This window comes from Rhizobiaceae bacterium (assembly GCA_023953845.1).
Classification (GTDB): Bacteria; Pseudomonadota; Alphaproteobacteria; order Rhizobiales; family Rhizobiaceae; genus Arvimicrobium.
Map to the genome: position 1 here is coordinate 440684 of JAMLJC010000001.1, position 22982 is coordinate 463665.

At 64.8% G+C, this 22982-nt stretch carries 24 protein-coding genes; 7 read left to right on the forward strand and 17 right to left on the reverse strand.

Annotation, left to right across the window (positions count from 1 at the left end; all coding sequences use genetic code 11):
- Positions 1 to 5: 5 nt before the first annotated feature.
- The 3 genes from M9955_02220 to M9955_02230 form a co-directional block, all read right to left on the reverse strand.
- Positions 6 to 1751 (reverse strand): hypothetical protein, encoded by a 1746-nt coding sequence (locus M9955_02220; GenBank protein ID MCO5080455.1) that lies wholly within the window; start codon positions 1749 to 1751, stop codon positions 6 to 8.
- Positions 1752 to 1811: 60 nt separating this feature from the next.
- Complete coding sequence (locus M9955_02225; GenBank protein MCO5080456.1) at positions 1812 to 3110, reverse strand: adenylosuccinate synthase; 1299 nt, start codon at positions 3108 to 3110, stop codon at positions 1812 to 1814.
- 151 nt (positions 3111 to 3261) lie between these two features.
- Positions 3262 to 4155 carry an SMP-30/gluconolactonase/LRE family protein gene (locus M9955_02230; GenBank protein MCO5080457.1) on the reverse strand — a complete coding sequence of 298 codons (894 nt, stop codon included), beginning with the start codon at positions 4153 to 4155 and terminating at the stop codon, positions 3262 to 3264.
- 106 nt (positions 4156 to 4261) lie between these two features.
- Here M9955_02230 and uxuA point away from each other — a divergent pair, with 106 nt between their 5' ends.
- Positions 4262 to 5464, forward strand: a complete 1203-nt coding sequence (gene uxuA, locus M9955_02235) for a mannonate dehydratase (GenBank protein MCO5080458.1) — start codon at positions 4262 to 4264, stop codon at positions 5462 to 5464.
- Positions 5465 to 5547: 83 nt separating this feature from the next.
- Here uxuA and M9955_02240 read toward each other — a convergent pair whose 3' ends face one another.
- The gene (locus M9955_02240) at positions 5548 to 6564 is read right to left on the reverse strand and encodes a PRC-barrel domain-containing protein (protein ID MCO5080459.1); all 1017 of its coding nucleotides are present in this window, start codon (positions 6562 to 6564) and stop codon (positions 5548 to 5550) included.
- A gap of 221 nt (positions 6565 to 6785) precedes the next feature.
- On the opposite strand from M9955_02240, the gene M9955_02245 reads away from it, so the two are divergent.
- Complete coding sequence (locus tag M9955_02245) at positions 6786 to 7736, forward strand: diacylglycerol kinase family lipid kinase (protein ID MCO5080460.1); 951 nt, start codon at positions 6786 to 6788, stop codon at positions 7734 to 7736.
- Here M9955_02245 and M9955_02250 read toward each other — a convergent pair.
- Positions 7733 to 7909 (reverse strand): hypothetical protein, encoded by a 177-nt coding sequence (locus M9955_02250; GenBank protein MCO5080461.1) that lies wholly within the window; start codon positions 7907 to 7909, stop codon positions 7733 to 7735. The genes M9955_02245 and M9955_02250 overlap by 4 nt on opposite strands.
- A gap of 100 nt (positions 7910 to 8009) precedes the next feature.
- On the opposite strand from M9955_02250, the gene M9955_02255 reads away from it, so the two are divergent.
- Entirely contained in the window at positions 8010 to 9536 is a 1527-nt protein-coding gene (locus M9955_02255) for a PAS domain-containing protein (protein ID MCO5080462.1), read from the forward strand.
- Positions 9537 to 9550: 14 nt separating this feature from the next.
- Here the strand turns inward: M9955_02255 and M9955_02260 are convergent, their stop codons facing one another.
- Complete coding sequence (locus tag M9955_02260) at positions 9551 to 10312, reverse strand: Crp/Fnr family transcriptional regulator (protein MCO5080463.1); 762 nt, start codon at positions 10310 to 10312, stop codon at positions 9551 to 9553.
- A gap of 137 nt (positions 10313 to 10449) precedes the next feature.
- Between M9955_02260 and M9955_02265 the strand changes: the two genes are divergently transcribed.
- Positions 10450 to 10827 carry a response regulator gene (locus M9955_02265; protein ID MCO5080464.1) on the forward strand — a complete coding sequence of 126 codons (378 nt, stop codon included), beginning with the start codon at positions 10450 to 10452 and terminating at the stop codon, positions 10825 to 10827.
- On the opposite strand, the gene M9955_02270 is transcribed toward M9955_02265, so the two are convergent.
- A complete protein-coding gene (locus M9955_02270; GenBank protein MCO5080465.1) occupies positions 10816 to 11364 on the reverse strand; it encodes an RNA polymerase sigma factor in 549 nt (182 codons plus the stop codon). The genes M9955_02265 and M9955_02270 overlap by 12 nt on opposite strands.
- Positions 11365 to 11368: 4 nt before the next feature.
- Complete coding sequence (locus tag M9955_02275) at positions 11369 to 11563, reverse strand: hypothetical protein (protein MCO5080466.1); 195 nt, start codon at positions 11561 to 11563, stop codon at positions 11369 to 11371.
- 234 nt (positions 11564 to 11797) lie between these two features.
- Between M9955_02275 and M9955_02280 the strand changes: the two genes are divergently transcribed.
- Positions 11798 to 12595 (forward strand): response regulator, encoded by a 798-nt coding sequence (locus M9955_02280; GenBank protein ID MCO5080467.1) that lies wholly within the window; start codon positions 11798 to 11800, stop codon positions 12593 to 12595.
- 82 nt (positions 12596 to 12677) lie between these two features.
- On the forward strand, positions 12678 to 12845 hold the full coding sequence (locus M9955_02285; GenBank protein ID MCO5080468.1) for a DUF1328 domain-containing protein: 168 nt from the start codon (positions 12678 to 12680) through the stop codon (positions 12843 to 12845).
- A 117-nt stretch (positions 12846 to 12962) separates the two neighbouring features.
- Here the strand turns inward: M9955_02285 and M9955_02290 are convergent, their stop codons facing one another.
- The 6 genes from M9955_02290 to rsfS all read right to left on the reverse strand — a co-directional run bounded on the left by M9955_02290 (position 12963) and on the right by rsfS (position 18529).
- The gene (locus tag M9955_02290; protein ID MCO5080469.1) at positions 12963 to 13502 is read right to left on the reverse strand and encodes an RNA pyrophosphohydrolase; all 540 of its coding nucleotides are present in this window, start codon (positions 13500 to 13502) and stop codon (positions 12963 to 12965) included.
- A 4-nt stretch (positions 13503 to 13506) separates the two neighbouring features.
- On the reverse strand, positions 13507 to 14703 hold the full coding sequence (locus M9955_02295; GenBank protein ID MCO5080470.1) for a divergent polysaccharide deacetylase family protein: 1197 nt from the start codon (positions 14701 to 14703) through the stop codon (positions 13507 to 13509).
- Positions 14704 to 14818: 115 nt separating this feature from the next.
- A complete protein-coding gene (locus M9955_02300; GenBank protein ID MCO5080471.1) occupies positions 14819 to 16144 on the reverse strand; it encodes a S41 family peptidase in 1326 nt (441 codons plus the stop codon).
- Positions 16134 to 17447, reverse strand: coding sequence for a murein hydrolase activator EnvC (locus M9955_02305; protein ID MCO5080472.1), 1314 nt, complete (start codon positions 17445 to 17447; stop codon positions 16134 to 16136). Before M9955_02305 ends, M9955_02300 begins: the two co-directional genes overlap by 11 nt.
- A gap of 170 nt (positions 17448 to 17617) precedes the next feature.
- A complete protein-coding gene (gene rlmH / locus M9955_02310; protein ID MCO5080473.1) occupies positions 17618 to 18100 on the reverse strand; it encodes a 23S rRNA (pseudouridine(1915)-N(3))-methyltransferase RlmH in 483 nt (160 codons plus the stop codon).
- A 51-nt stretch (positions 18101 to 18151) separates the two neighbouring features.
- Complete coding sequence (rsfS, locus tag M9955_02315) at positions 18152 to 18529, reverse strand: ribosome silencing factor (protein MCO5080474.1); 378 nt, start codon at positions 18527 to 18529, stop codon at positions 18152 to 18154.
- A gap of 191 nt (positions 18530 to 18720) precedes the next feature.
- Here rsfS and M9955_02320 point away from each other — a divergent pair, with 191 nt between their 5' ends.
- Positions 18721 to 19644 (forward strand): mechanosensitive ion channel, encoded by a 924-nt coding sequence (locus tag M9955_02320; protein ID MCO5080475.1) that lies wholly within the window; start codon positions 18721 to 18723, stop codon positions 19642 to 19644.
- A gap of 3 nt (positions 19645 to 19647) precedes the next feature.
- Here M9955_02320 and M9955_02325 read toward each other — a convergent pair whose 3' ends face one another.
- The 3 genes from M9955_02325 to M9955_02335 all read right to left on the reverse strand — a co-directional run bounded on the left by M9955_02325 (position 19648) and on the right by M9955_02335 (position 22961).
- On the reverse strand, positions 19648 to 20922 hold the full coding sequence (locus tag M9955_02325; protein MCO5080476.1) for an MFS transporter: 1275 nt from the start codon (positions 20920 to 20922) through the stop codon (positions 19648 to 19650).
- A 100-nt stretch (positions 20923 to 21022) separates the two neighbouring features.
- Positions 21023 to 21625, reverse strand: coding sequence for a nicotinate-nucleotide adenylyltransferase (locus M9955_02330; protein ID MCO5080477.1), 603 nt, complete (start codon positions 21623 to 21625; stop codon positions 21023 to 21025).
- Positions 21626 to 21674: 49 nt separating this feature from the next.
- Entirely contained in the window at positions 21675 to 22961 is a 1287-nt protein-coding gene (locus tag M9955_02335; protein MCO5080478.1) for a glutamate-5-semialdehyde dehydrogenase, read from the reverse strand.
- Between the last annotated feature and the right edge of the window lie 21 nt (positions 22962 to 22982).

Sequence of the window (22982 nt, forward strand, 5' to 3'; positions counted from 1 at the left end):
GCGCCTCAGCCGGCGGTGTTCGGCTGCCAGGCCTTGATCGTCTCGTCGAAGACCTTCTCGCCCGGCACGCCCTTTTCCATCGTGAAAAGCGCGCGACGCCCGCTCTTGTAGACGATCGGAATATCGATCCAGTTCTGCCGCCGCAGCAGGTTGAGGTTCGTCTCGATCTCGTTCTTGCTGTCGTTGAGCGCGATCAGGAAAAAGCCGTCCGCGATCTTTGCGGGAATGCCGAGCAAGGGGCTGCCGGCGTCCTGTTCCGAACCCTTGAGCGCGATGCGCAGCACGTTGTCGATGCCGCCGCCGTCGAAGCCTTCCGGCGTCAGGAAGATCATTTCGATGATGTGGCTGGCAGGCAGGGTCTTGTCCCCGTTGCGCCGGATCGTCATGCGAAGCTGGATATCCTTGCCGGGTATCGTCGCCTCGGCGCGGATGGCCGGCTCGGGCGGCAGGTCGCCGCCCGGCGACTCCTGCACTTCCGTCCAGACGATGGTGCCGGGCTCGGCCGAGCCTTGCGCGGAACTCGTGCGCTCCTCGTAGAAGATGGCGCGCTGGCCGACCGCCACCTGCTGTTGCCCCGCAGGCGCTGCGGCAGGCTGGGCCGGCGGAACGACATTTGCGGGCGCGGCAGGGTCCGGCGTCGCAGCCGGATCTGCCGGCGCAGCGGGATCGGGCGCGCTTGCTTCGGGCGGCGCAGCGGCGGGGTCTGCGGCAGGTGCGGAAGCGGCATCCACGGGTGGCGTAGCGTCTGCCGGAGCAGTCGCAGCATCGGCTGGAGGCGTCGCGTCGGCAGGCGCGACCTGATCGGAAGAGCCCCCGGACGGCGGCAAGGTCGGCGGCTGATCGGAGGCGACCGGCGTCGTCAGCGAGGCGACGGATGTCCCTTCGCCAAAAGTCTGCTCGCCGCCCGCCGGGCCGGCATCGACTTCCGTACCGTCGGCATTCAGCCGCTGCGTGAATTTCGGCGGGCCTGCCGGTTGCTCCTGTCCAGCCGGCGTCGCCGCATCGCTGGCCGGCGCAGCGGCGACATCGGCCGGCTGCTGCGTTTCGCCCGCCGGCGTCTCCGCAGGCTGGCTGGCCGGCGTTGTCGGCAGGGGACCGGACTGGCTCAACCCGAGCATCTGGGTGAACTCGTCCTTGTTGAGCCAGATGCCGTATCCACCGCCGCCAATCACCGCGAGCGCGATGACCGCCGCGATGACGCCGCCATAGCTGCGGCGCCGCGGCTCCGGCTCGTCATAGTCGATATTGTCCTGGAACGGACGCTCCTCGACCGGAGCAGCTTCAATCTCGTCGTCCGGCTCTGACGAAGGCAATGGCTGCGGGGTGACGGCCTTCGGCATGGGCACCGATTTGGGCGCTTCCACACTGGCCGTGACGGGAGCGGGCTGCGCCGCCGGCTTCAAGGTCGGCGTGGCGAGCGACGGCTTCGCCGCAGGCGCGGCGGTCGCGGTCGGCTTCGTCGGCGCCAGCGGCTTCGCTTCCTTCAGCGCAGCGAAGACGTTCTCCAGTTCCTCCAGCGGGTCCTCGAAGGCGGGCTTTGCCGGCGCATATTCCGATTCGATCGTGACGATCGCGTCCTCGAGCACCTTCTTCTGCCGTTCCGCGACGGCCGGCGGCGGCGGCGGATTGAGCGCGGCGAGCTTGGCGGCGACCGTCGCACGAGCCTTGTCATAGACTTTCGTGCGAATCTCCGGAGTGGTCTCGCCGAGACCATCCAGCGTCTTCCTCAAAACAGCGACGAAATCAGCCATTCGTTCCTGACCTGTCCTCCCCCGGAGCGCTTTTTCGCGGCGCTCGACGGGGCACAAAAATTAATCTTGAAACGGGTCCGTCACAAGTATCGTGTCGTCCCGCTCGGGGCTTGTGGACAAGAGCGCCACCGGAGCCCCGATCAGTTCCTCGATATGGCGCACATACTTGACCGCCTGTGCCGGCAGGTCGTTCCAGCTGCGCGCCCCGCCGGTCGTGCCCTTCCAACCTTCCAGCGTTTCGTAAACCGGCTCCACCCGCGCCTGCGCGCCCTGGCTTGCCGGCAGATAGTCAATCAGTTCGCCGTCCAGCCGATAGGCCGTGCAGACCTTGATCTCGTCCAGCCCGTCGAGCACGTCGAGCTTCGTCAGCGCGATGCCCTTGATGCCGTTGACGGCGACGGCCTGGCGCACCAGCACCGCGTCGAACCAGCCGCACCGCCGCTTACGCCCGGTAACTGTGCCGAATTCATGGCCGCGCGTGCCGAGGAACTCGCCGATCTCGTTGTCCTGCTCAGTCGGAAACGGTCCCTCGCCCACCCGCGTCGTATAAGCCTTGGTGATGCCGAGCACATAGTTGATGGCGTTCGGACCCAGACCGGAACCGGAGGCCGCCTGCCCCGCCACCGTGTTCGACGACGTCACGAAAGGATAGGTGCCGTGGTCGATGTCGAGCAGCGTGCCCTGCGCGCCCTCGAACAGGATGCGATCGCCGGCGCGGCGCGCGTCGTCCAGGATTTTCCAGACGCGGTCCATATAGGGGAGGATGTTGCCCGCCACCGAGGTGAGCTCGTCCATCAACGCGGCATGCGCGACTTCCGGATGGCCGAGCCCCTTGCGCAAGGCATTGTGATGGGTGAGCAGCCTGTCTACCTTGAGGGGGAGCGTTTCCAAATCCGCCAAATCCATGACCCGGACAGCGCGGCGGCCGATCTTGTCTTCATAGGCTGGCCCGATGCCACGCCGGGTCGTTCCGATCTTCGTTCCCGAGTTCGACGCCGCGTCCTCGCGAAAACCATCGAGTTCCCGATGCACCGACAGGATAAGCGCCGTGTTTTCGGCAATTTTCAGGCGGGCGGGCGAAACATCGACGCCCTGCCCCTTGAGTTTCTCGACTTCCGCGACGAAGGCGTGCGGATCGAAGACGACGCCGTTGCCGATGATGGAAAGCTTGCCCTCGCGCACGACGCCGGACGGCAGCAGCGAAAGCTTGTAGACCTTGCCGTCCACCACCAGCGTATGGCCGGCATTGTGACCTCCCTGGAAGCGCACCACCACGTCGGCGCGCTCCGACAGCCAGTCGACGATCTTGCCCTTGCCCTCGTCGCCCCACTGCGAGCCGACGACCACCACATTAGCCATGAAATCTTCCCGAACAGCGCGTGCCGGATCGGGGCACGCCAAAATCACCGGCCTCTATAGCGTCAAGATCGTGCCGGCGCGACCCTTCATCGCCGCGGAAACGCGGATTTGTCACGGTTTTCCGCCGTGCCATCCCGGCAGTTCGTCGCACTCAGCCGAAGAGGTTGGGCAACAGGCCGCGTGCCCCCGCATCCACGGCGAAGAGCCCGCCCTCCTGGGGATTTGCGACGAGATGTCCTTCGCTCATCGTGAAGCGCGCCGAAGTGACATAGAGAGTCGTCAGATCGGAACCACCGAAGGCGCAGCTTGTCGGCCAGGAACAGGGCAGTTCCACCACCCGGTCGATTGCGCCGGAGGGCGAGAAACGGGCGACGCACGCGCCGCCGACGACACGGCAGTTCCAGAGAAAACCTTCGGCATCCACGCAGGAGCCATCCGGAAGGCCCCGCTCGAACCCTTCGACGAAGACACGGCGATTCGACAGCCCGCCATCCGCGCCGATGTCGAACTGGTAGAGCGTATTGGCGGTGGTGTCGGCGGTCACGAACCGTCCGCCCGGCAGCCATCCCATCGTGTTTGTGATGCCGTATTCGTTCGGTGTCAGGCGATGGACCGAAAAATCCGGATCGATCCGATAGTAGGCGCCCGATTTCGCGCTTTGTTCCTTGGGCGAGCCGTCGGCATCGAGATTGTTGTCCATGGTGCCGACCCAGAACGAGCCGTCCGGCGCGACGACTCCCTCGTTCAGGCGGTTGCCCGGAAATTCCGGCTCGGGTGTTGCGACCGGCTCGAAGATGTCGCCGGGCTCCCAGAGGCAGACGTCGCGCGTCAGCCCGACGATGAAGCCGCCATCCTTGCGGCAGCCGATCGACGTCGGGAAATCCGGCGTGGGCCAGGTCTCGAAATGGCCGTCGCACGGCCGGAACATCGAGATCGACTTGCCGCCTATATCGACCCAGAAGAACGCCGCGTGGTCGGCGACCCATATCAGGCTTTCGCCGACGATGTTCTTCGCGTCGAGCACCAGTCTGGCGGTTGCCGCCATTTCCCTCCCCGTAATGTTTGCCGATGCGAGGTTGACGCGCGAGGCCACGGATACGTACACCTCACTGCGCCGGACGGTCAATTTCGCAGCCGGCCGGGAGGAACGAATGGAACAGACCTGGCGCTGGTTCGGCCCCAAGGATGCGGCCACGCTTGCCCATGCAAGGCAGGCCGGCGCGACGGGCATCGTGACCGCCCTCCACGACATCCCCTACGGCGAGATCTGGCCCATCGAGGCGATCCGGCAGCGCAAGGCCGAGATAGAGGAGGCCGATCCGTCGCTCGGCCTGCGCTGGAGCGTGGTGGAGAGCGTGCCGGTGCACGACCATATCAAGAGCGGCCACGGCGATCTGAAGACGCTCTATGCCAACTTCGCCCAGACGCTGCGCAATCTCGGTGCGTGCGGCATCCGCACCGTCTGCTACAATTTCATGCTGGTGCTGGACTGGACCCGCACCGATCTCGCCGTACCCCTTCCCGGCGGCGGACGGGCGCTGAAGTTCAACATCCACGAGGTCGCGGCCTTCGATTGCCACATCCTCAAGCGCCAAGGCGCCGAACGCGACTATGCCCCCGCCGTGCTGCAACGCGCGAGCCGCTGGATGGACGAGACGCCGGAGGCCGCGAAAGCCGGCCTTCTCGCCAACATCATGGCCGGCCTTCCCGGCGCCTTCAAACGCTATGGCGTGGAGGAGCTGCGCGACGTGATCGCCGAGCAATCGCGGATGACGCACGAGCGGCTGCGGGCAAATCTTGTGCAGTTCCTCGAAAACGTCCTGCCGGCCGCCGAGGAAGCCGGCGTCTCCATGTGCATCCATCCGGACGACCCGCCGCGCGACATTATGGGGCTAAGCCGCATCGTCAGGAATGCCGAAGACATCGCCTTCATCCTCGACGCGGTGCCGTCGCCGAACAGCGGCCTGACCCTGTGTTCCGGTTCGCTCGGCGCCAATCCCGAGAACGACGTGGCCGCGATCGCCGGGCGCTTCGCAGCCAGGATATTCTTCGCCCACCTGCGCAACGTCTCGAAGGAAGCCGACGGCTCGTTCATGGAGGCAGAGCATCTTGGCGGCGATGTGGACATGGTGGCGGTGATCGACGTGCTGCTCAACGAGGAAAGGCGGCGCAGAAAGGACGGCTTGCCACGGTCTCTCATCCCCTTCCGCCCGGATCACGGCCACGAGCTCATAGACGACGTGACGCGCGCCACTCATCCCGGCTATCCGGTCATCGGGCGCTTGCGCGGTCTGGCGGAACTGCGCGGCGTCATGACCGCCCTTGAACGGAACAAGGTGGCGGCTACGGGCTGAGCAGATCAAACTGCCGGCCGGGACGCAGGCCATGAAAAAGGCCGGCGTGTCGCCACGCCGGCCTGTATTCAAGAACCGGGAAATTACCGGATCATCATGCGCTGGGTGTCGCGCTGCTCTGCCCAGGTGCTCTTGTCATAAGCGGGCTGCGCCTCGAGCTGTTCCTTGGTCATGTTCGTGTAAAGGTACTTGTTGCCGTCCTTGTCGGTCATGAAGGAGAGGTTGTCCATGCCGACGGCCACTTCCTTCTCGCCCATGCCAAGGAAGCCACCGACATCGATGATGATCGAGTCGACCTTGCCGTCCTGGCTGACAACGACGTCGCCGATCTCGCCGACATTGGCGTCGTCGGCACCGTAGACCGTCGTGCCGACCAGATCCTCGGCGCGCACGGCCGCGGTGTCGAACGGCGACAGCGTCGACTTGTCGATAGCGGCAGTCGACATTGTGTCGGTCGTCGCTGCATTGTCATTCGCGGCAGGTGCCTGTGCCGTCTCATCGGCAGGCATCGCCGGATCGCTGGCTGCGGGGGCCTCGGCTGCCTGATCAGCAGGAGCCGCCGGAGCAGGCGCCGCAGCTGTCTCGTCAGCGGGTGCTGCCGGGGCCGGCGCCGTGGCTGTCTGGTCCGCGGGCGCCATGGTGGCATCCGTCGCCGCTGCCGGCGGGGCGGGGTCATACGGACGACGGTCGAAGTCCGGCAGGCCCTCCAGCGCCTCCTTCGAGGTCGGGATCACGATCCAGCGATCACCGTTCTGTTCGGCCCAGCTGATCTCCTTGTATTCGAGCGCGACGTTTTTCTGTCCGATGCCAAGAAAACCGCCCACACCGACGACCACGGCCTGAATCGAGCCGTCCTCGCCGATCACCAGATCGTTGACGGAACCGATATTCTGGGCCTGTTCTCCGGTGCCGTCGTAAACCGTCTCACCGATCATATTGGTCGCCAGATAACCCGACGAAGGCTGAACGGCGGCCGGCACGCCTGTTGCGGGTTCGGTCGCGGCAGGAGCGGCAGGGGCCGGCTGCGTGGCCTCCTGAGCCATAGCGCCGGTGGTGAGCAGGGTGGCGACTGCCGTCGTAGCCAAAAGAGTGCGGATCATGGTAATCGTCTCCTCGTGCGTGATCTCTTCATGTACGCCGCGCCGGTTCCCACCTTCCAAGTCGAGCCGGCGCGGCCTCGCCATCACACAACGCCTTGATACGGTAGTGGTTCCGCAGACAAAGGCTGCCGGGCCGTCCCGACATATCGGAACCAATCCGGCGCGTCCGCGTTACACGGCGCAGCCCGCATCCGGGCGGGCGGGAGTTGGATGAGGGTGTGTTGCGTTTCCACACGGTTCTCAACAGCGACGGGGGCACCCTTCGCACCACGGATTTGAAAGCGCTCACGGATCGCATCGCCAGGACGTTGGCGGAACACGACCATTCGGTTTCCTTCGAGGTGGTGTCGGGCGAGGAAGTGGTGACCGCGCTGGAACGCGCCGCCCGTGCCCGCAAGGTCGACGTGGTCATGGCGGGCGGCGGGGACGGCACCATTTCAGCCGCCGCCGCAGCGCTGATGGGCAAGAAGAAGGCGCTCGCCGTCCTGCCCGCCGGAACCATGAATCTCTTTGCACGCGGATTGGGAATTCCCCTGTCGCTGGACAAGGCGATCGAGGCTTTCGCGACCGGCGAGGCGAAGGCCGTCGACACGGCAACGGCCAACGGCCGTCCGTTCGTGCACCAGTTTTCGATCGGCATGCATGCGAAAATGGTGCATTTGAGATCGAAGATGGAATTCGGGTCGCGATGGGGAAAGATGGGCGCCTCGGCACGCGCGGCCTATGCAACCCTGATGACCCCGCCTTCCCTGCGGGTCGGACTGAAATTCCGCGACGTGGAGCTGACCACCAGGACGACAGGGATCGGGATAACCAACAATCTCTTCGGCGAGGGCACATTGCCTTACGCGCATGATCCGGCCGGCGGCACGTTGGGTGTCTATATTACCGTGGCGCGGCAGCGCGGGGAACTATTGAGATTCATTGCGAAGCTCGCCCGCGGCAAATGGCGCGACAACGAACAGGTGGAAGTTCACGAGGCGGAGGAAGCGGTTCTTACAATCCTTTCCAAGCGTTTCCGCCACAGTTGCGTCATCGACGGAGAATTGATGAAGCTCGACCGGGAAACGACCCTGAAAATCCACCCCTCTTCGCTCAACGTATGGGTGCCCAGGACCGAGGGCACCGAAAGACCGGAATCGGGCAGGCGAAAAAATGCCGTTCGCGCCTAGTTCGTGGTGGTCGACTGCGTCGCGGCCGGCGTCTGATCGGTATCGGGCGCGAGGGTCTCGGCGGCGTACCAGGCTATCATGGCAAGGAGCAGCCCGCCGACCAGGATTGCGAGGACATGCCAGCCCCACCTGCCCTGTCGCGCCTTTTCGGGTTCGATCGTCTTCTGCACCATCGTCTTCTCGCATTCTGCCGGAATTGAGCAACGTTTGGGAAATGTCTCGGTCCGATGTTTGTTCCGCCAGCGGCAGGCGGCTTCTGTTCGGGGACGCGGGATGGCTTTCGCCCAGCTAGAGGAACTGTTGGCTATAACCGGACTTCCAGCCGAAATCGCGCAGTTGCTCGCCGACCCCGAACATCGGGCCGCTTTGGGCAAGTTCAGGCTGCCGCGCTGCGATCCCGATATCGACAAGCTTGTCGATCTCGCATCCGCCGTGTTCGCAGCGCCCGTCACGCTTGTCAGTCTGGCAGATATGGAAAGCCGATGGGAAACATCCCGCACCGGCGTGGACGACACCACCGACATGCGCGTTCACGCCATGCTGACAGCGCTTGCAGTGGTTGCCCCGGATGGCGTCTTCGCCAGCGCGGATGCGCGAACGGAACCGGGACTGGCGGCGGTGGCGATGGCCGGAACCGGCTTTTGCGCCGCCGCGGCTCTGACATTCGACGGGGCCAGGGTGGGCGCACTGTGCGTCGTCGCGCCCGAACCAAGGCCTCCCGATGCGTTTCGGCTCGATCGGCTTGCGAACTTCGCCGCACTGGCATCCAGCCTGCTTGCCCTGAAGGACAGCGAGCAGCGGGGGAGCGTGGCGGCGCTCGCCCTGACCCGCGTGGAAAAACGCCACCAACTCGCGCTGGAAGCGGCGACGATCGCAAGCTGGATGTGGGACGTGAAGACCGACATGGTCGAGTGCGATCCGCTTCTGCCACAGTTGTTCAATCTGCGGCCCGGCACGCGGCTGCGCGCCCGAAAACTCTTTTTCGCGATCGATCGGCGCGATCTGAGGCAGACCACGCGTGAACTCGATGCCGCTCTGGCGACCGGGGCCGATTATTCCGGAGAGTATCGCATACGCGGCGCCAGCCCGCCGCGCTGGGTATCGACGCGCGGCCGGGTCATCGAGCGCGACGGCGAAGGAAAGCCCTCGCTCGTCATCGGCGTGAGCTACGACGTCACGCGCCGCCGCTCCACCGAGGAAAGCCAGCACACGCTGCTCCGCGAGTTGAACCACCGCGTCAAGAACACGCTGGCGACCGTGCAGGCTCTGGCCTCGCAGACGGCCCGGCACACCCGGCAGCCCGAAGAGTTCGTCGAGGCTTTCAGCGCCCGCCTGCAGAGCCTCGGGCGCGCTCACGGCCTGCTGTCCGACCACGAATGGCGTGGCATTTCGCTCCGGGATCTGGTCCGGCTCCAGACCCTGCCCTTCGACGACGTGCGGTCGTCCCGGTTCAACGTTGTCGGTCCCATGGTGTGGCTGACGCCGGATCAGGCGCTGGCGCTCGGCGTCATGCTGCATGAACTGGCGAGCAACGCGGCCCGCCACGGGGCGCTTTCCGTGCCCGGAGGCGCCGTGGACATCTCCGCTGCCATGGACGGCCAGAACGACATGCAGCGCATCGTGCTCGTCTGGCAGGAGCGCGGAGGCCCTGTTGTCGCCGCGCCCGGCCGCGTGGGCTTCGGCTCACTCCTCATCAGGCGCAGTCTCGACAAGCTGCTGAAGAGCAGCGTGAAGCATGAATTCCGCCCGGACGGCGTCAGGGTCGAGGTGACGCTGCCGTTCGAAGCGTCTGCACTGTGAGAAGGCGGCAGTGCTCAGATCAGGGGGCGCGTCCGTTCGCCGAGACCTCTCCATCGCGCGACGGCGGCCAGGGCATCGACGTCGAGAACCTGGCACGCGCCATCCCGCCATGCGATCAGATGACGGTCCGCGAGTTTCTTCATCGTGCGATTCGTATGCACGAGGGAAAGGCCGAGTGTATCGGCGACATGCTGCTGCGTGATCGGAATGCGCACCGGTTCATCGGGCCGCGCCCCGAGCAGACGCGCCCGCGCCGACAGGAAAGCGAGGATGTAGGCTGCACGCTCGACCGCGCTGCGGCGGCCAACGCTCAACAGGTTTTCGTCCAGCATCTGCTCCTCGCGCGACGCCAGCCATGTCACGTCGAAGGCAAGGCCGGGAAAGCGCACATAGAGTTCGCGCAGGCGCTCCCGGTCGAAGGTGCAGAGCACCATGGGCGATAGCGCATCGACGGAATGCTCCATCTCTCCGACAAGGCTCGCCTGCAACCCGATGAGATCTCCGGGCAGGATGTAATTCAGGATCTGCCGCCTGCCGTCCGACATCAGCTTGTAGCGGAAGCCCCATCCTTGCAGCACCGTATGGAGATGGGCGCTGCGACTGCCCTCGTGCAGGATGGTCGAACCGCGTTCGACCACCAGTTCCCCGCGCTTGAATCCGCTGACGAAGGCGAGTTCGTCAGGCTCGAAGTTGCGAAATACCGGACGCGGTCTCAACGGGCAGTTGACGCAAGGCGTTGTCTTGCCGACCGCACGCTTGGCAGTCTCTTCCGCCATTGACGTTCCCCTCAGCGACGCGCATCGTCGCACCGGCAGGGTTGCAGCAGACTTCCCGCCTGCTGGCTATGTCTTTTTTAAATGACTTTTCGCCTCGGCGCATCCAAACGTGCGTCGTTGCCGCTTCGGAGTTTTCATTGACCAATAATCCTTTGACGGGCCTTCGCCTGCTTGTTCTCGAAGACGAATTCCTCATCGCTATGGATGTCGAGCAACTGTGCCGGGATCATGGCGCCGCGGACGTCGTGGTATGCAAGAACCTCCAGGAGGCCAATGCCGTACCCGGACCGTACGACGCGGCCATCATCGACCTGATATTACACAATGAAAGCACGCTGCCTTTCGCGGAAAGGCTGCGCAGCGAAGGCGTGCCCTTCATCTTCGCTTCGGGCTATACGGAACGCGGCGATGTGGCGGAGGCGTTTCCGGGCGTTTCCATCGTCGGAAAACCCTACCAGGGCGACGACCTCATCGGCGCGCTGGCGGACGCGATCCGCTCCAGATCAGGCCGCTGACGATCCCATCACCTGGGCCGAAATCGCATCCGGCCCGTATTCCGCCTCGCCCGATACTTTCAGGATGTCCTGAAGCCGCGTGCGTGCACGGCTCACGCGGCTCTTGATCGTGCCGACGGCGCAGCCGCAGATCAGCGCGGCCTCTTCATAAGAGAAGCCGGAAGCGCCGATAAGGATGATCGCCTCGCGCTGATCTTCCGGCAGTTGCTCGAGCGCGGCGCGAAAATCCTGAAGGTCGAGCTTGCCCTGCTGGCTTGGATGAACCGCCAGCCGCGCCGTCATCGCGCCGTCGGTATCCTGCACCTCGCGGCCGCGCTTGCGCATCTGCGAGTAGAATTCATTGCGCAGGATGGTGAACAGCCACGCCTTCAGATTGGTGCCCATCTGGAAGCTCTCGTGCTTGTCCCATGCCTTCACCAGCGTTTCCTGCACGAGATCGTCCGCCTTGTCGGCGTTCTGCGAAAGCGACACCGCAAAGGCGCGCAAGCTCGGTATGGCGGCCAAGAGGTCCGCCTTGAAACCGGGAGAGACCGCCATCTGGTTAGTCCTTGCGCTCGGGTTTCTCTGCCTGCTCAAGCTTGCTGAGAAGGTCCGCAAAACGATCGGGAATGTCTTCACTCACGAGATCGTCGTAATATTGCTTGAGTTTCCGGCCGATCTCGCTGTTGGCCCCAAGCGGGTCCGCGTTTTTGCTTGCGCGCGCGGCCCTTGTTTCCGCATCCTGCGGTTTTTGCATTATATCCATCCGCCCTGTCCGACGCCCTTTCGGCAACCATCCGCTTCAGTCGTGCCGGCCATGTTCTTCTTGACGCCGCCGGCTTCGATCCGCGGCAGAAAACGCCTTCCGATAAATTTAGTTCCGTCCGACCGGAACTTTTTTTCGGTCTGCTGGTTTCTGCCCCGGTGGAGTGTGGCCGATATCCGCTCACGCTGGCTGCCATATAGATGTCCATTGAGGGAGACACTTTCTATGAGTTTGTCAGCACGAATCGCGCCGCACATTCCGTTCTTGAGACGATTTTCGCGGGCGGTGTCGGGTTCGCAGACAAGTGGCGATGCGCTCGTCGCCGCGACGCTGGAAGCGATAATCGCAGATATTTCCGTATTTCCCGAGGCGTCCAGCGAACGTGTCGCCCTCTACAAGCTCTATGCGAAACTCTTCACGTCTGTGGCGGTTCGCATCCCGCAGGAGACGCCGAGCGCCCTGTGGGAGCAGCGGGCTGCCGCCAATCTCGGATCGCTCGCCCCGCGCCAGCGTCAGGCCTTCCTGCTGATCGCCGTCGAGGGTTTCACTGAAGAGGAGGCCGCCGATATCCTTGATGTGCCGCAGGAGGAATTCGCCAATCTGCTGTCCCAGGCGAGCGCGGAAATCTCGCGTCAGGTGGCCACCGATGTCATGATCATCGAGGATGAGCCGCTGATCGCTATGGACATCGAGGAAATGGTGGAGAGCCTCGGCCACAGGGTCGTAGGCACCGCGCGGACGCATCGCGAGGCGATTTCCCTGTTCGACAAGACCCATCCGAAGCTGATTCTCGCCGATATCCAGCTCGCCGACGGCAGTTCCGGCATAGACGCGGTCAACGAGATCCTGACCTCTACCGCCGTGCCGGTCATCTTCATTACCGCCTTCCCGGAACGCCTGCTGACGGGCGAACGTCCCGAGCCGGCATTCCTCGTCACCAAGCCGTTCAATCCGGAAATGGTGAAAGCGCTGATCAGCCAGGCGCTCTTCTTCGATCGTCAGGCGCGCGCGGCGGCGGCCTAGTCGAATTCGTGAAGAAACTGACGCCGACAGGGAACAAGTCCTGAAAAACGGCGTTATAATTTACGAACGAGGGAGATTTTCGATGCTTTACTGGACACTTGTTTTCCTGGTGATCGCCATCATTGCCGGAGCACTTGGATTTGGCGGAATTGCCGGAACATCTGCGGGTATCGCGCAGATCCTGTTCTTCATCTTCCTGGCATTTCTGGTGATCTCGCTGCTTGCCGGCATGTTCCGGCGCACGTCCTGAGATAGTTCCGACCGACGTCGGACTTCGAAACCGGGAGCCGCACCCCTCAACCGGCTTTCGGTGGCCGCCGGGCTCCTGCTTCTTCGGAAGCGGAGGCCGGCGGAACCTTTTGAGGGCCTATCGAACGCTTGCGGGAACGGTCGAGAGAGCGGCGAATTCGGCGATCACCTGCTCATAGACCGCGCGCTTGAAGGGAACGATCAGTTCCGGCAGTTCCGCCATCGGCTTCCATGCCCATTCCTCGAATTCCGCCTTGTGTCCGCCCGGCGGGGGATCGATCGCGATCTCGCTTTCCGGCCCCATGAAGCGGAATGCGAACCAGCGCTGGATCTGGCCGCGGTACTTCCCCTTGAACGCGACGCCGACCAGATGCGGCGGCAGGTCGTACTTTATCCAGCGGCTCGCCTCGGCGACCAGCTCGATCGACTGGATTCCCGTTTCCTCGTATAATTCCCGGCGCGCGGCCGCGAAGGGATCCTCTCCGTCGTCGATGCCTCCCTGCGGCATCTGCCACAGTCTGTCGGTGCCGGTGAACTCGCTGTCAGGCTCGGCGATGCGACGCCCGCACCACACCAGCCCGCGCTGGTTCAGCACCATCATTCCCACGCAGGGGCGATACGGAAGGCTCTCGGGATCGATCGTTCCGGTTTCAGGCATAACCTCACCCACGCTCCGGATCGGCCGCGACGGCGGAAACCGGCACGATCTCTATGCCGCGTTTCCGCGCCTCCGCAACCCATGCTGCCACGGCGCCCACCGTCACGTCGAAAGCCGATCCGGTGCCGAGCGCGAAGCCCTTGGCGCGGGCGATGCGCTCCAGCTCGTCGAGCTTCTTCAGGATCGAGCCGCGATCGCGGGCGCCGTCGATCGTGGCGTCGGCGGCGGCGAAAGGCACGCGGTTCTTTACCGCGAGTTCGGGCGCAGCCGTGCGGGCGGAGGTCCCGTCGTCCAGATAGAGCAGGCCGCGCTCGCCGAGTTCCGCCATGAGCGTTTCCATGGCGCCGCCATCCGCCGTGAAACGCGCGCCCATATAGTTCATGACGCCCGTGTAGTTGGTGATGCGCGCGAGCGACTTGTGCAGGCGGACGGCATTGTCGCCGGGCGATGCGTCCACCGTCAGCGTGTTGCGTCCCGGATCGACATTGGGATAGTCGAACGGCTCCATCGGCACCTGCAGCACCAGCTCGTGCCCCTTGTGTCGCGCCGCCTGCATCCAGCGGTCGAGGCTGTTGCCCTGCGGCGAAAAGGCGAGCGTCACCTCCGGCGGAAGTTTTGCGATGGCGTCCTGCGTTCCGGTCTGCGACAGGCCGAGGCCGCCGATGACGATGGCGACGCGCGCTCCCCGCGCGCCAGACCAGGGGCGGGCATAGACGTCGAAGGGACGCCGGCCGTCGGCGGCACGGGCCGGCAGCTTGCCGTCGGCCGAATCCTCGATGAGAGCCTTGTCCGGGAGATGCGCCACACGCAGATCCTGCCCGACGGCCGACGGGTCGCGAATGACCACGACGCCCTTGCTTGCAGCACCGCCATCGTCGGGATTGACCTTGATGATGGACGGCCCGGCGGAAGGCTCCGAACGGGCGATGGAACCTACGACCTTTGGCTCCGCCGGCGCGGCCGCGGCGACAGGCTGCGGAGCCGGCTCCGGAACGGCTGCCGGCGTCGCCACCACGACCTTTGCGGGATCACGAAAACCGCGGTCCCTCGTGGCCACGAAGCCTGAAGCCACAACCAGCGCCACGCCCGCAAGCACCGCGAAGACCGTCGTGCGCGCTGGCAGGACACGTGTCCGGGCTGGCTTCAACGGCATCGCCGGCTGGCCGAGCGGACGGTCGATTTCCTTGTTCACTGACGACAAACCGCATCCTTTGTCGGCGGGAACGGAATCCTCTCAAAAACTCCGCCGAAGCTTCTGCTTCGGCGGATACACCTTTTTCCTTGCGTGAGGCCGTCCCCGTTCGGCCGCGCTGGAATTACTGATTGAAAACGGCCTTGTCGGGATTCGGCGGGAAGGCCGGGTCCGTCTTCACGCCACGCAACAGGTCTTCCGCGTAGGTGAGCTGGATATCGTCCTTCGGGTCCGGCGGCACGTAGGCGGCGGAGCCGGAGCCGGCGTCGCTCTCCTCCACGCCCTTGATATGGCCCTTGAGGTCCGATTCGCCGCGGCTGACGTCGCGTCCCTGCAGATCGGCCGGCAGCGGCTGCTCCACCTTGATATCAGGCGTGATGCCCTTGCCCTGGATCGACTTGCCCGACGGCGTGTAATAAAGCGCCGTGGTCAGGCGCAGCGCGCCGTTCTCGGGCAGCGGGATGATGGTCTGCACCGAGCCCTTGCCGAAGGACTGCGTGCCCACCACCGTCGCGCGGCGATGATCCTGCAGCGCGCCGGCCACAATCTCCGAGGCGCTTGCCGAACCGCCATTGACCAGGACGATCAGCGGCTTGCCGTCGATGTCGTCGCCGGCCCGCGCGTCGAAGCGCGAGATGTCCTTCGGATCGCGGCCGCGCGTGGAGACGATCTCGCCGCGGTCGAGGAAGGCGTCGGACACGCCGACCGCCTGGTCGAGCAGACCGCCCGGATTGAGGCGGAGATCCAGCACGTAGCCCTTCAGCTTGTCGGAAGGGATCTGCGCCTTGATCTTGGTGATCGCGTCCTGCAGGTCGTCATAGGTCTTCTCGGTGAAGGACGTGATCTTCATGTAGCCGATGTCTTCCTCGACCCGGAACTTCACCGCCTTCACCTTGATGATGTCGCGGACGATGGTGATGTCGATCGGCTTGTCGGCGCCTTCGCGCAGGATTTCCAGCTTGATCGGCGTGTTGACGAGGCCGCGCATCTTCTCGACGGCGTCGTTCAGCGTCAGTCCGCGAACCTCTTCGCCGTCGATCTTCGAAATATAGTCGCCGGCCAGCACCCCGGCCTTGGCGGCGGGCGTGTCGTCGATCGGCGTGATGACCTTGACGAGTTCGTTCTCCATTGTCACTTCGATGCCGAGGCCGCCGAATTCGCCCTTGGTCTGAACCCGCATGTCCTTTGCGGCTTCCTGGTTCAGATAGGAGGAATGCGGATCGAGCGAGGTGAGCATGCCGTTGATAGCGTTCTCCACCAGCGTCTTCTCGTCGGGCGGCGTCACATATTGCGCGCGCACGCGTTCGAAAATGTCGCCGAAAATCGCGAGTTGACGATAGGTCTCCGAGCCCGCGGCATTGGCGGAAATCCCGGGCGCGCCGTAGATCACGCCCATCGCCGTCGCGCCCATTAGCGCGCCGGTAAGCAGAAGAGACAACTTACGTATCATTTCCTGTCCTTCCAGAGAGGCGTCTTGCCCACCAAGGCGCCGGGTCGACGGGCTTTCCGTCTTTCCGGAACTCAATATAGAGTTCGCGGCCGGCCGTTCCAATCGCGCTTCCAGCGGCACTCGCCACCTTGGCATCTCCCATTGCTCCGACCGGCTCTCCCGCGAGCACGGCCTGCCCAGGGGACACGTTGATTCTGTTCATCCCGGCGAGCACGACATGATAGCCACCGCCGACATTCAGGATCAAGAGTTGTCCGTAAGAACGGAAAGGCCCCGCATAGAGCACGTTCCCATCGGCCGGAGCCGTGACTATCGCGTCCGATTGTGTCGCAACCGTGTCGCCGAGCATCACTCCGCCGTTACCGTCCGGCTTGCCGAAACGCTTGACGAAGCTACCGGAAACCGGCGTGGCGATCTGCCCCTGGAGCGTGTCGAAGGACTGCGGGCCGAGCAGCATGTTGATGTCGGGCAGCGGCATCGCAACCTGTCCGGCCGGCGCCTCGGGTGGTTGCGCGGCGGCCGGCGGCGGCGCCTTCTGCGCCTCCTTTTCCAGCGCCGCGAGCAGCCCCTTGAGACTGGTCGCCTGCGACGCCAGTTCTGCCGCCTTCTTGCGCTCCTCGATGAGGCTCGCTTCGCTGTCGTGACGGAGCTTGCGCTTCTCTTCGACGAGGATTTCCAGCCGCTTGCGCTCGACCGCCTGCTGTGAGACGGCCTCGGCGAGGCTGTCGCGCTCAGCCGCGATGGACGCCGTCAGCCGGGAGATCTTCTGGAGATCGGCCAGAAGCAGATCGGTCTTGGCGCGCATTTCCGGCACCACCGCCCCGAGCAGAATGGCGCTGCGCACCGAAGAAAGCGCGTCCTCGGGCCGGACCAGCAGGGCCGGCGGCGGGTTCAGCCCCATGCGCTCCAGCGCGCCCAGCACGTCGGCCATCACGTCCTGCTGGGCGATAAGCGACAGGCGGGCAGAAGCCTCCTGCTCCTTCAGCGTCACAAGGCGCTGCTCGATTTCCGTGATGTCCTCGGAGAGCTTCTTTTCCGTCTTTGCCGACTGGATCAGAGCCGCCGTCAGCGTCACGCTGTCCTTCTTCACCGTGGCGATGTCGGCCGCGAGTCTGGCAAGTTTCTCGTCCGTCAGCGTGATTTCGCGCGTGACGCGCTCATATTCCTCCAGACCCGACTGACGGCGCGTCTCGATCGACGAGGTCTGGTCGGCCTCCTGCGCCGCGACCGGCCAAGCGCCGGCCGCCGCCGGCAGCGCCAGCAGCAGAAGAAGGCCAAGCCTGCATTTCGATCGGGTCAGCAAGCGCGCATGCACCGGAACAAGAAGACCGCCGATTCTAGCGGCCCGTTCGTTAACGAACCATCAACCATAGCTTCCCGTCGTGGGCCTCAATACGGCAAGCTGCGCACTCAATGTGTCCGAAATCCGCCCGCCTGTCAGCATCCCGCCTCTCCGTTCGGCATGTCGGCCATTCAGGCGCGATGATAGGGATGTCCCGACAGGATCGTTGCAGCCCGATAGAGCTGCTCGCCGAGCATGATGCGCGCCATCTGGTGCGGCCACGTCATCGCGCCGAAGGACAAGAGGAGTCCCGCCCGCTGCCGAAGCGTCTCCGAATGGCCGTCCGGGCCGCCGATCGCGATGGCGAGCGCCTTCGTGCTCTCATCGCGCAAAGCGGCAAGACGGTCGGCAAACTGCTGCGAGGAGAAATTCCGGCCGCGTTCGTCGAGCAGGACAAGCGCCGCGCCGGCGGGAACCTGCGCGACCAGGCGTTGCGCCTCGTCATCCTGCCGCTCACCGGTAGAACTGGCCCGGCTTTCCGGAAGTTCGGCCACGCCGGCGAGTTCCAGCCCGAGCGACGCTCCCGCTCTGGCGAAACGGTCGAAATAGCGGTCCGCAAGTTCCTTTTCGGGGCCGGTCTTCATCCGGCCCACGGCACATATGTGGATCTTCATCCGCGTCCGCCTGCACCCTTCATCCGGGGCTTCGGCCGCGCGGGCTTCCGCCTAGTGGATCGTCTCTTCCTCGAGATCCGGAGCCTGCCACATCTTCTCGATGTTGTAGAACTCCCGAATCTCCGGCCGGAAGATATGCACGATCACGTCGCCGGAATCGATGAGCACCCAGTCGGCGCCCGGCAATCCCTCGACGCGCGCCTGGCCGAACCCCCCATCCTTGAGGGCCTGCATCAGATGCTCCGCGACCGCCGCGACATGACGGTGCGATCGACCGGAAGCGATCACCATATAGTCGCCGAGGCTGGATTTGCGTCGAATGTCTATGGAGACGATGTCTTCGGCCTTCGAGTCCTCGAGACTGGCCAAGACGGTTTCGATGGCTTGAGACGAAGCGATGTCTCGGTTCATCTCCGCCGGCGAAGGCAGAATTTCCGCCTTCTTCCGCAGTGCTGTTCTCAGTGTCTTTCCTTTCGATCCGGAACAACCAAATCACCGCGACGATCACGATGCACAATGAAGATAGGCACGGTTCCTTAACACTTTCAAGACGCCGCCTTTCTGCGGAACCCTTCCGTAGCGGACCTGTTTAGGAACCGCCGACCAATGAGGAAAGTTCCATGCAGCTCGACGACGCCTGGGCCAGGATAGAAAGCGGGTGGGGTGCGCTCACCGCGCTGGCGGTCACCTACTCCTTCTCCGTCATCGGCGCGATTCTGCTGATGATAGCCGGCTACATCGTCGCCGGACTGGTCGAACGCGGCGTCAAGGCGGCGCTCGGCCAGGTGCACGGTTTCGACAGTACGCTGCGCCACTTCTTCTCCCAGACGGCCCGGTACCTGATCCTGGCGCTGGTGCTCGTCATGGTGCTCGGCCAGTTCGGCGTCCAGACTGCATCGATCATCGCCGCCATCGGCGCCATCGGCCTGGCCATCGGGCTCGCGCTGCAAGGCACGCTGCAGAACATCGCAGCCGGCATCATGATTCTCATCCTGCGCCCCTTCCGCATCGGCGAGTCGATCAAGGTCGGCTCCATCGACGGCGACGTGGAGGAAGTGGGGCTTTTCGCGACGCGGCTGCGCGCCGTGGACGGCACCTACATCCTCGCGCCCAACTCCAAGCTGTGGAACGAGCCCGTCTACAACACGACCCGCAACCACATGCGGCGCAGCGACATCACCTTCAACATCGCCTACACCAATCACGTCGACTGGGTACGCCAGATGCTGCTCGATCTCGCCACGGCCGATGAACGGGTGAAGAAGGAGCGCCCTCCCGTCGCCTTCGTCAGCGCCCTCTCCGACGCCTCGATGACGCTGACCCTGCGCTACTGGACGCACGACAGGGATTTCCTCAAGACCAAGATCGATCTCACCCACGCGGTGATGAAGCGCTTCCGCGAAAAGGACATACGCTTCCCGCCGGCGGCCTTCGCTCCGACCGAACATCCCGATGCGGGCGAGGATGACGCGCCTCGGCTCGCGGAGCCGCCGCATCGGGCGCCCGCCGCCGCGCAGGCGAACCTTCGGTCTCCACGTCAGTAACGGCTATCTTCGCGGGGTCTCTCCGTCCGCTGGAAAGGCCAGATCGACGGCGGGCGGCGCCTGCGCGCTCATCGGAGCGAATGTGCCGGTGTCGTCCTGCGGCACGGGCGGCACCCTGAGCACCCGCCAGAACACAAAGGCGCAGAACGCCGCGGCCACCGCGATGGCGACATGGATGAAGGACTGCGTTCCGTAGAGAACCGTCAGCATCGTTCCGAGACCCGGGGCGATGAGGCCCGAAATGGACCATGCGAAAAGCATGGAGCTCGACAGCGTCACGAGGTCCTTCTTGCTGGCGCGGTCGTTGGCATGGGCGCTGGACAGCGAGTAGATGGATTCGGACGCCCCGCCCCAGATCATGTAGACCGCGATGACGACCAGCAACGTCGCGCCGTCGAAATGAAGGGCAGCGAACCCCATCAGGACCACAAGCAAAGACGTCGCGATGAGCACATAGCGCCGGTCGGTGCGATCCGATATCCACCCGAACGGAATCTGCAGGAGCAGCGTGCCGAGCGGCATGGCCGACATCAGCATGGCGACTTCCTGCTGGCTGAAGCCTTTCGCCGTGACATGGATCGGCGCAAAGCCCGAGATGAGCATCGACAACCCGCCGACCGCCAGCATGCCTGCAACCCCGACCGGCGAAATCCGCCAGGCTTTTGCGAGCGCGACGGAAGCAGCCTCCGGCGGGGGCGGCTGCGCGAGACGGGTCAGCCCGACGGGCAGGATGGAACAGGCCGTGAAGACGATGGCGAGTATTGGCGCCTCGGCGCTCCCGATATCGGCGAAACCGAGCAGGAAGGCCCCGACGCCGAGGCCGACGATATAGGATACGTAGAAGATCGCCATGACGCGGCCGCGAACGGCGTTCCCCACAGCGTCGTTCAGCCAGCTTTGCGCCACGATGAAAAGCGCCGAGATGGTGAAGCCGTAGAGAGCTCGCGCGAAGATCCACATGACGGGATCGACACGGAGCGCAACGATCGCGTTTGCCAACACGATCAGCGCCGTGAACAGCATGTAGCTGCGTGCATGCCCGACGCGGCGGACGATCGCTCCGGTCAGGAGGCAGCCCGCCAGACCGCCGGCCGAAAGCCCTGTGAGGATGGCGCCGGCCCACAATGGCGGAAAGCCTTCCGCCCCGAGCCGCACCGGGATGTAGGTGAAGAGCAGGCCGTTGCCGACCGCCGTCAGCGCCATGGACACGATGACGCTCGCCACCGCGGCTATCCGCGTCCCATGGGCGGGGATATTCTCGCGCCGAGCCGAATCCATCAGTGCAGAATGCGCCCAAGGCAGCGACGGGGCGGCGGTAAAAGCGACATTGGCGAGTAACCGCACGTCGCCGTGATCGGCCGGCTTTGGCGTCGCATTGTCATACTGCGGCGTCGGAGCCTTTTGCGATCTGCCGCAGGGCCGTCGAGGAGAGCGAGGATCGCGGCCCGTGGATGAATGTCCAGGCTGGCGGCTTCATCCGAGCGAGCCGCGGTGCGTCGCCCTCATCGATGCGCGCATAGTCGAACGTCTTGGCCACCAGCGACGACAGGAAGGAGAGCGTCGAGCCCGGCCGGTCGATCACGGCGATGGGAAAGGTCATCGCGATCTTGCGCCAGCGCTGCCAACGGTGGAAGTCGCGCAGATTGTCGGCGCCCATGATCCAGACGAAGTCGACGCCGGGATTGAGCCGCTTCACCAGCGCCAGCGTGTCGGCGGTATAGCGGACGCGATAGCTCGCCTCGAACGCAGTCACCTTGATGCGCGGATCTTCCGCGACCGCCTCCGACAGGCGGATGCGCTCGGCGAGCGGCGCGAGTTCGCGCGTGCTCTTCAACGGATTGCCGGGCGTGACCATCCACCAGAGCTGGTCGAGGGCCAGCCGCCGTAAGGCGATCTCGGCGACGAGGCCGTGCCCGGCATGCGGCGGATTGAAGGAGCCGCCGAACAGCCCCACCTGCATGCCCTTCTCGACATGCGGCATGCGGAAATATTCGTCCGCGACCGTTTCCCCCCCGCGCGCCAAGCGAAACCTATGGCCTGACCTGGCCGGAGCCGCGCACGCGATACTTGAAAGACGTCAGTTGCTCGACGGCAACCGGCCCACGCGCATGCATCTTGCCGGTCGCGATGCCGATCTCCGCGCCCATGCCGAACTCACCACCGTCGGCGAACTGCGTCGAGGCATTGTGCAGCAGGATCGCGGAATCGATCTCGTTGAAGAAGCGCGCCACGACTTCCGGGTCCTCCGCGATCACCGCCTCGGTATGGTGCGAGGACCACGTCTCGATATGCGCGATCGCCTCGCCGATGCCGTCGACCAGCTTCACCGAGATGATGGCGTCGAGATATTCGGTGCGCCAGTCCTCCTCGCTCGCCGGTTTCGCGGCCGGAAACGCCGCGCGCACCTCTTCCGTGCCGCGTATTTCGCAGCCGGCCTTGGCCAGCGCGTCGAGGATCGGCACGAGATGCGTCTCCGCCACGGCGCGATCGACCAGCAGCGTTTCCGCAGCGCCGCAGATTCCCGTGCGGCGCATCTTGGCGTTGACGACCACCTTCACCGCCATATCGAGCCCCGCCGAGCGATCGACATAGACGTGGCAGATGCCTTCGAGATGCGCGAAGACCGGCACGCGCGCCTCGTTCTGCACGCGCTCGACCAGGCTGCGGCCGCCGCGCGGCACGATGACGTCGAGATTGCCCGAGAGCCCCTTCAGCATCTCGCCGACGACGGCGCGATCGGTCGTGGGCACGAGCTGGATCGCGTTCTCCGGCATACCGGCGGCACGCAGGCCCTCGACCATGCAGACGTGGATCGCCAGCGACGAGTTGAGGGAGTCCGAGCCGCCGCGCAGGATCACTGCATTGCCCGCCTTCAGACAGAGCGCCCCGGCATCCGCCGTCACGTTCGGCCGGCTTTCATAGATGACGCCGATGACGCCGAGCGGCGTGCGCACACGCTCGATATGGAGGCCGTTGGGGCGATCCCATTCGGCGATCACGTCGCCGACCGGATCGGAGAGTCCGGCAATCGTCTTGATGCCCGCGGCCATGTCGCGGATGCGCGCGGGCGTCAGCTTGAGCCTGTCCATCATCGCGGCGGAGAGCCCCGCCTCCTCGCCGTTCTTGAGGTCGATCGCATTGGCGTCGAGGATCGCCTGCTCGGCGGCGAGCAGGGCCGCGGCCATCGCGCCAAGCGCTGCGTCCTTCTGCGCGGTCGTCGCGATCGCCAACGGCCGCGCGGCGGCCCGGGCCTTACGGCCGATTTCGGCCATCAGAGGAGCGGTGTCTCCGCGCGAAGTCTCGTTGGTCGTCAGCATCCTCGCCTCGTCGGCTTTGTC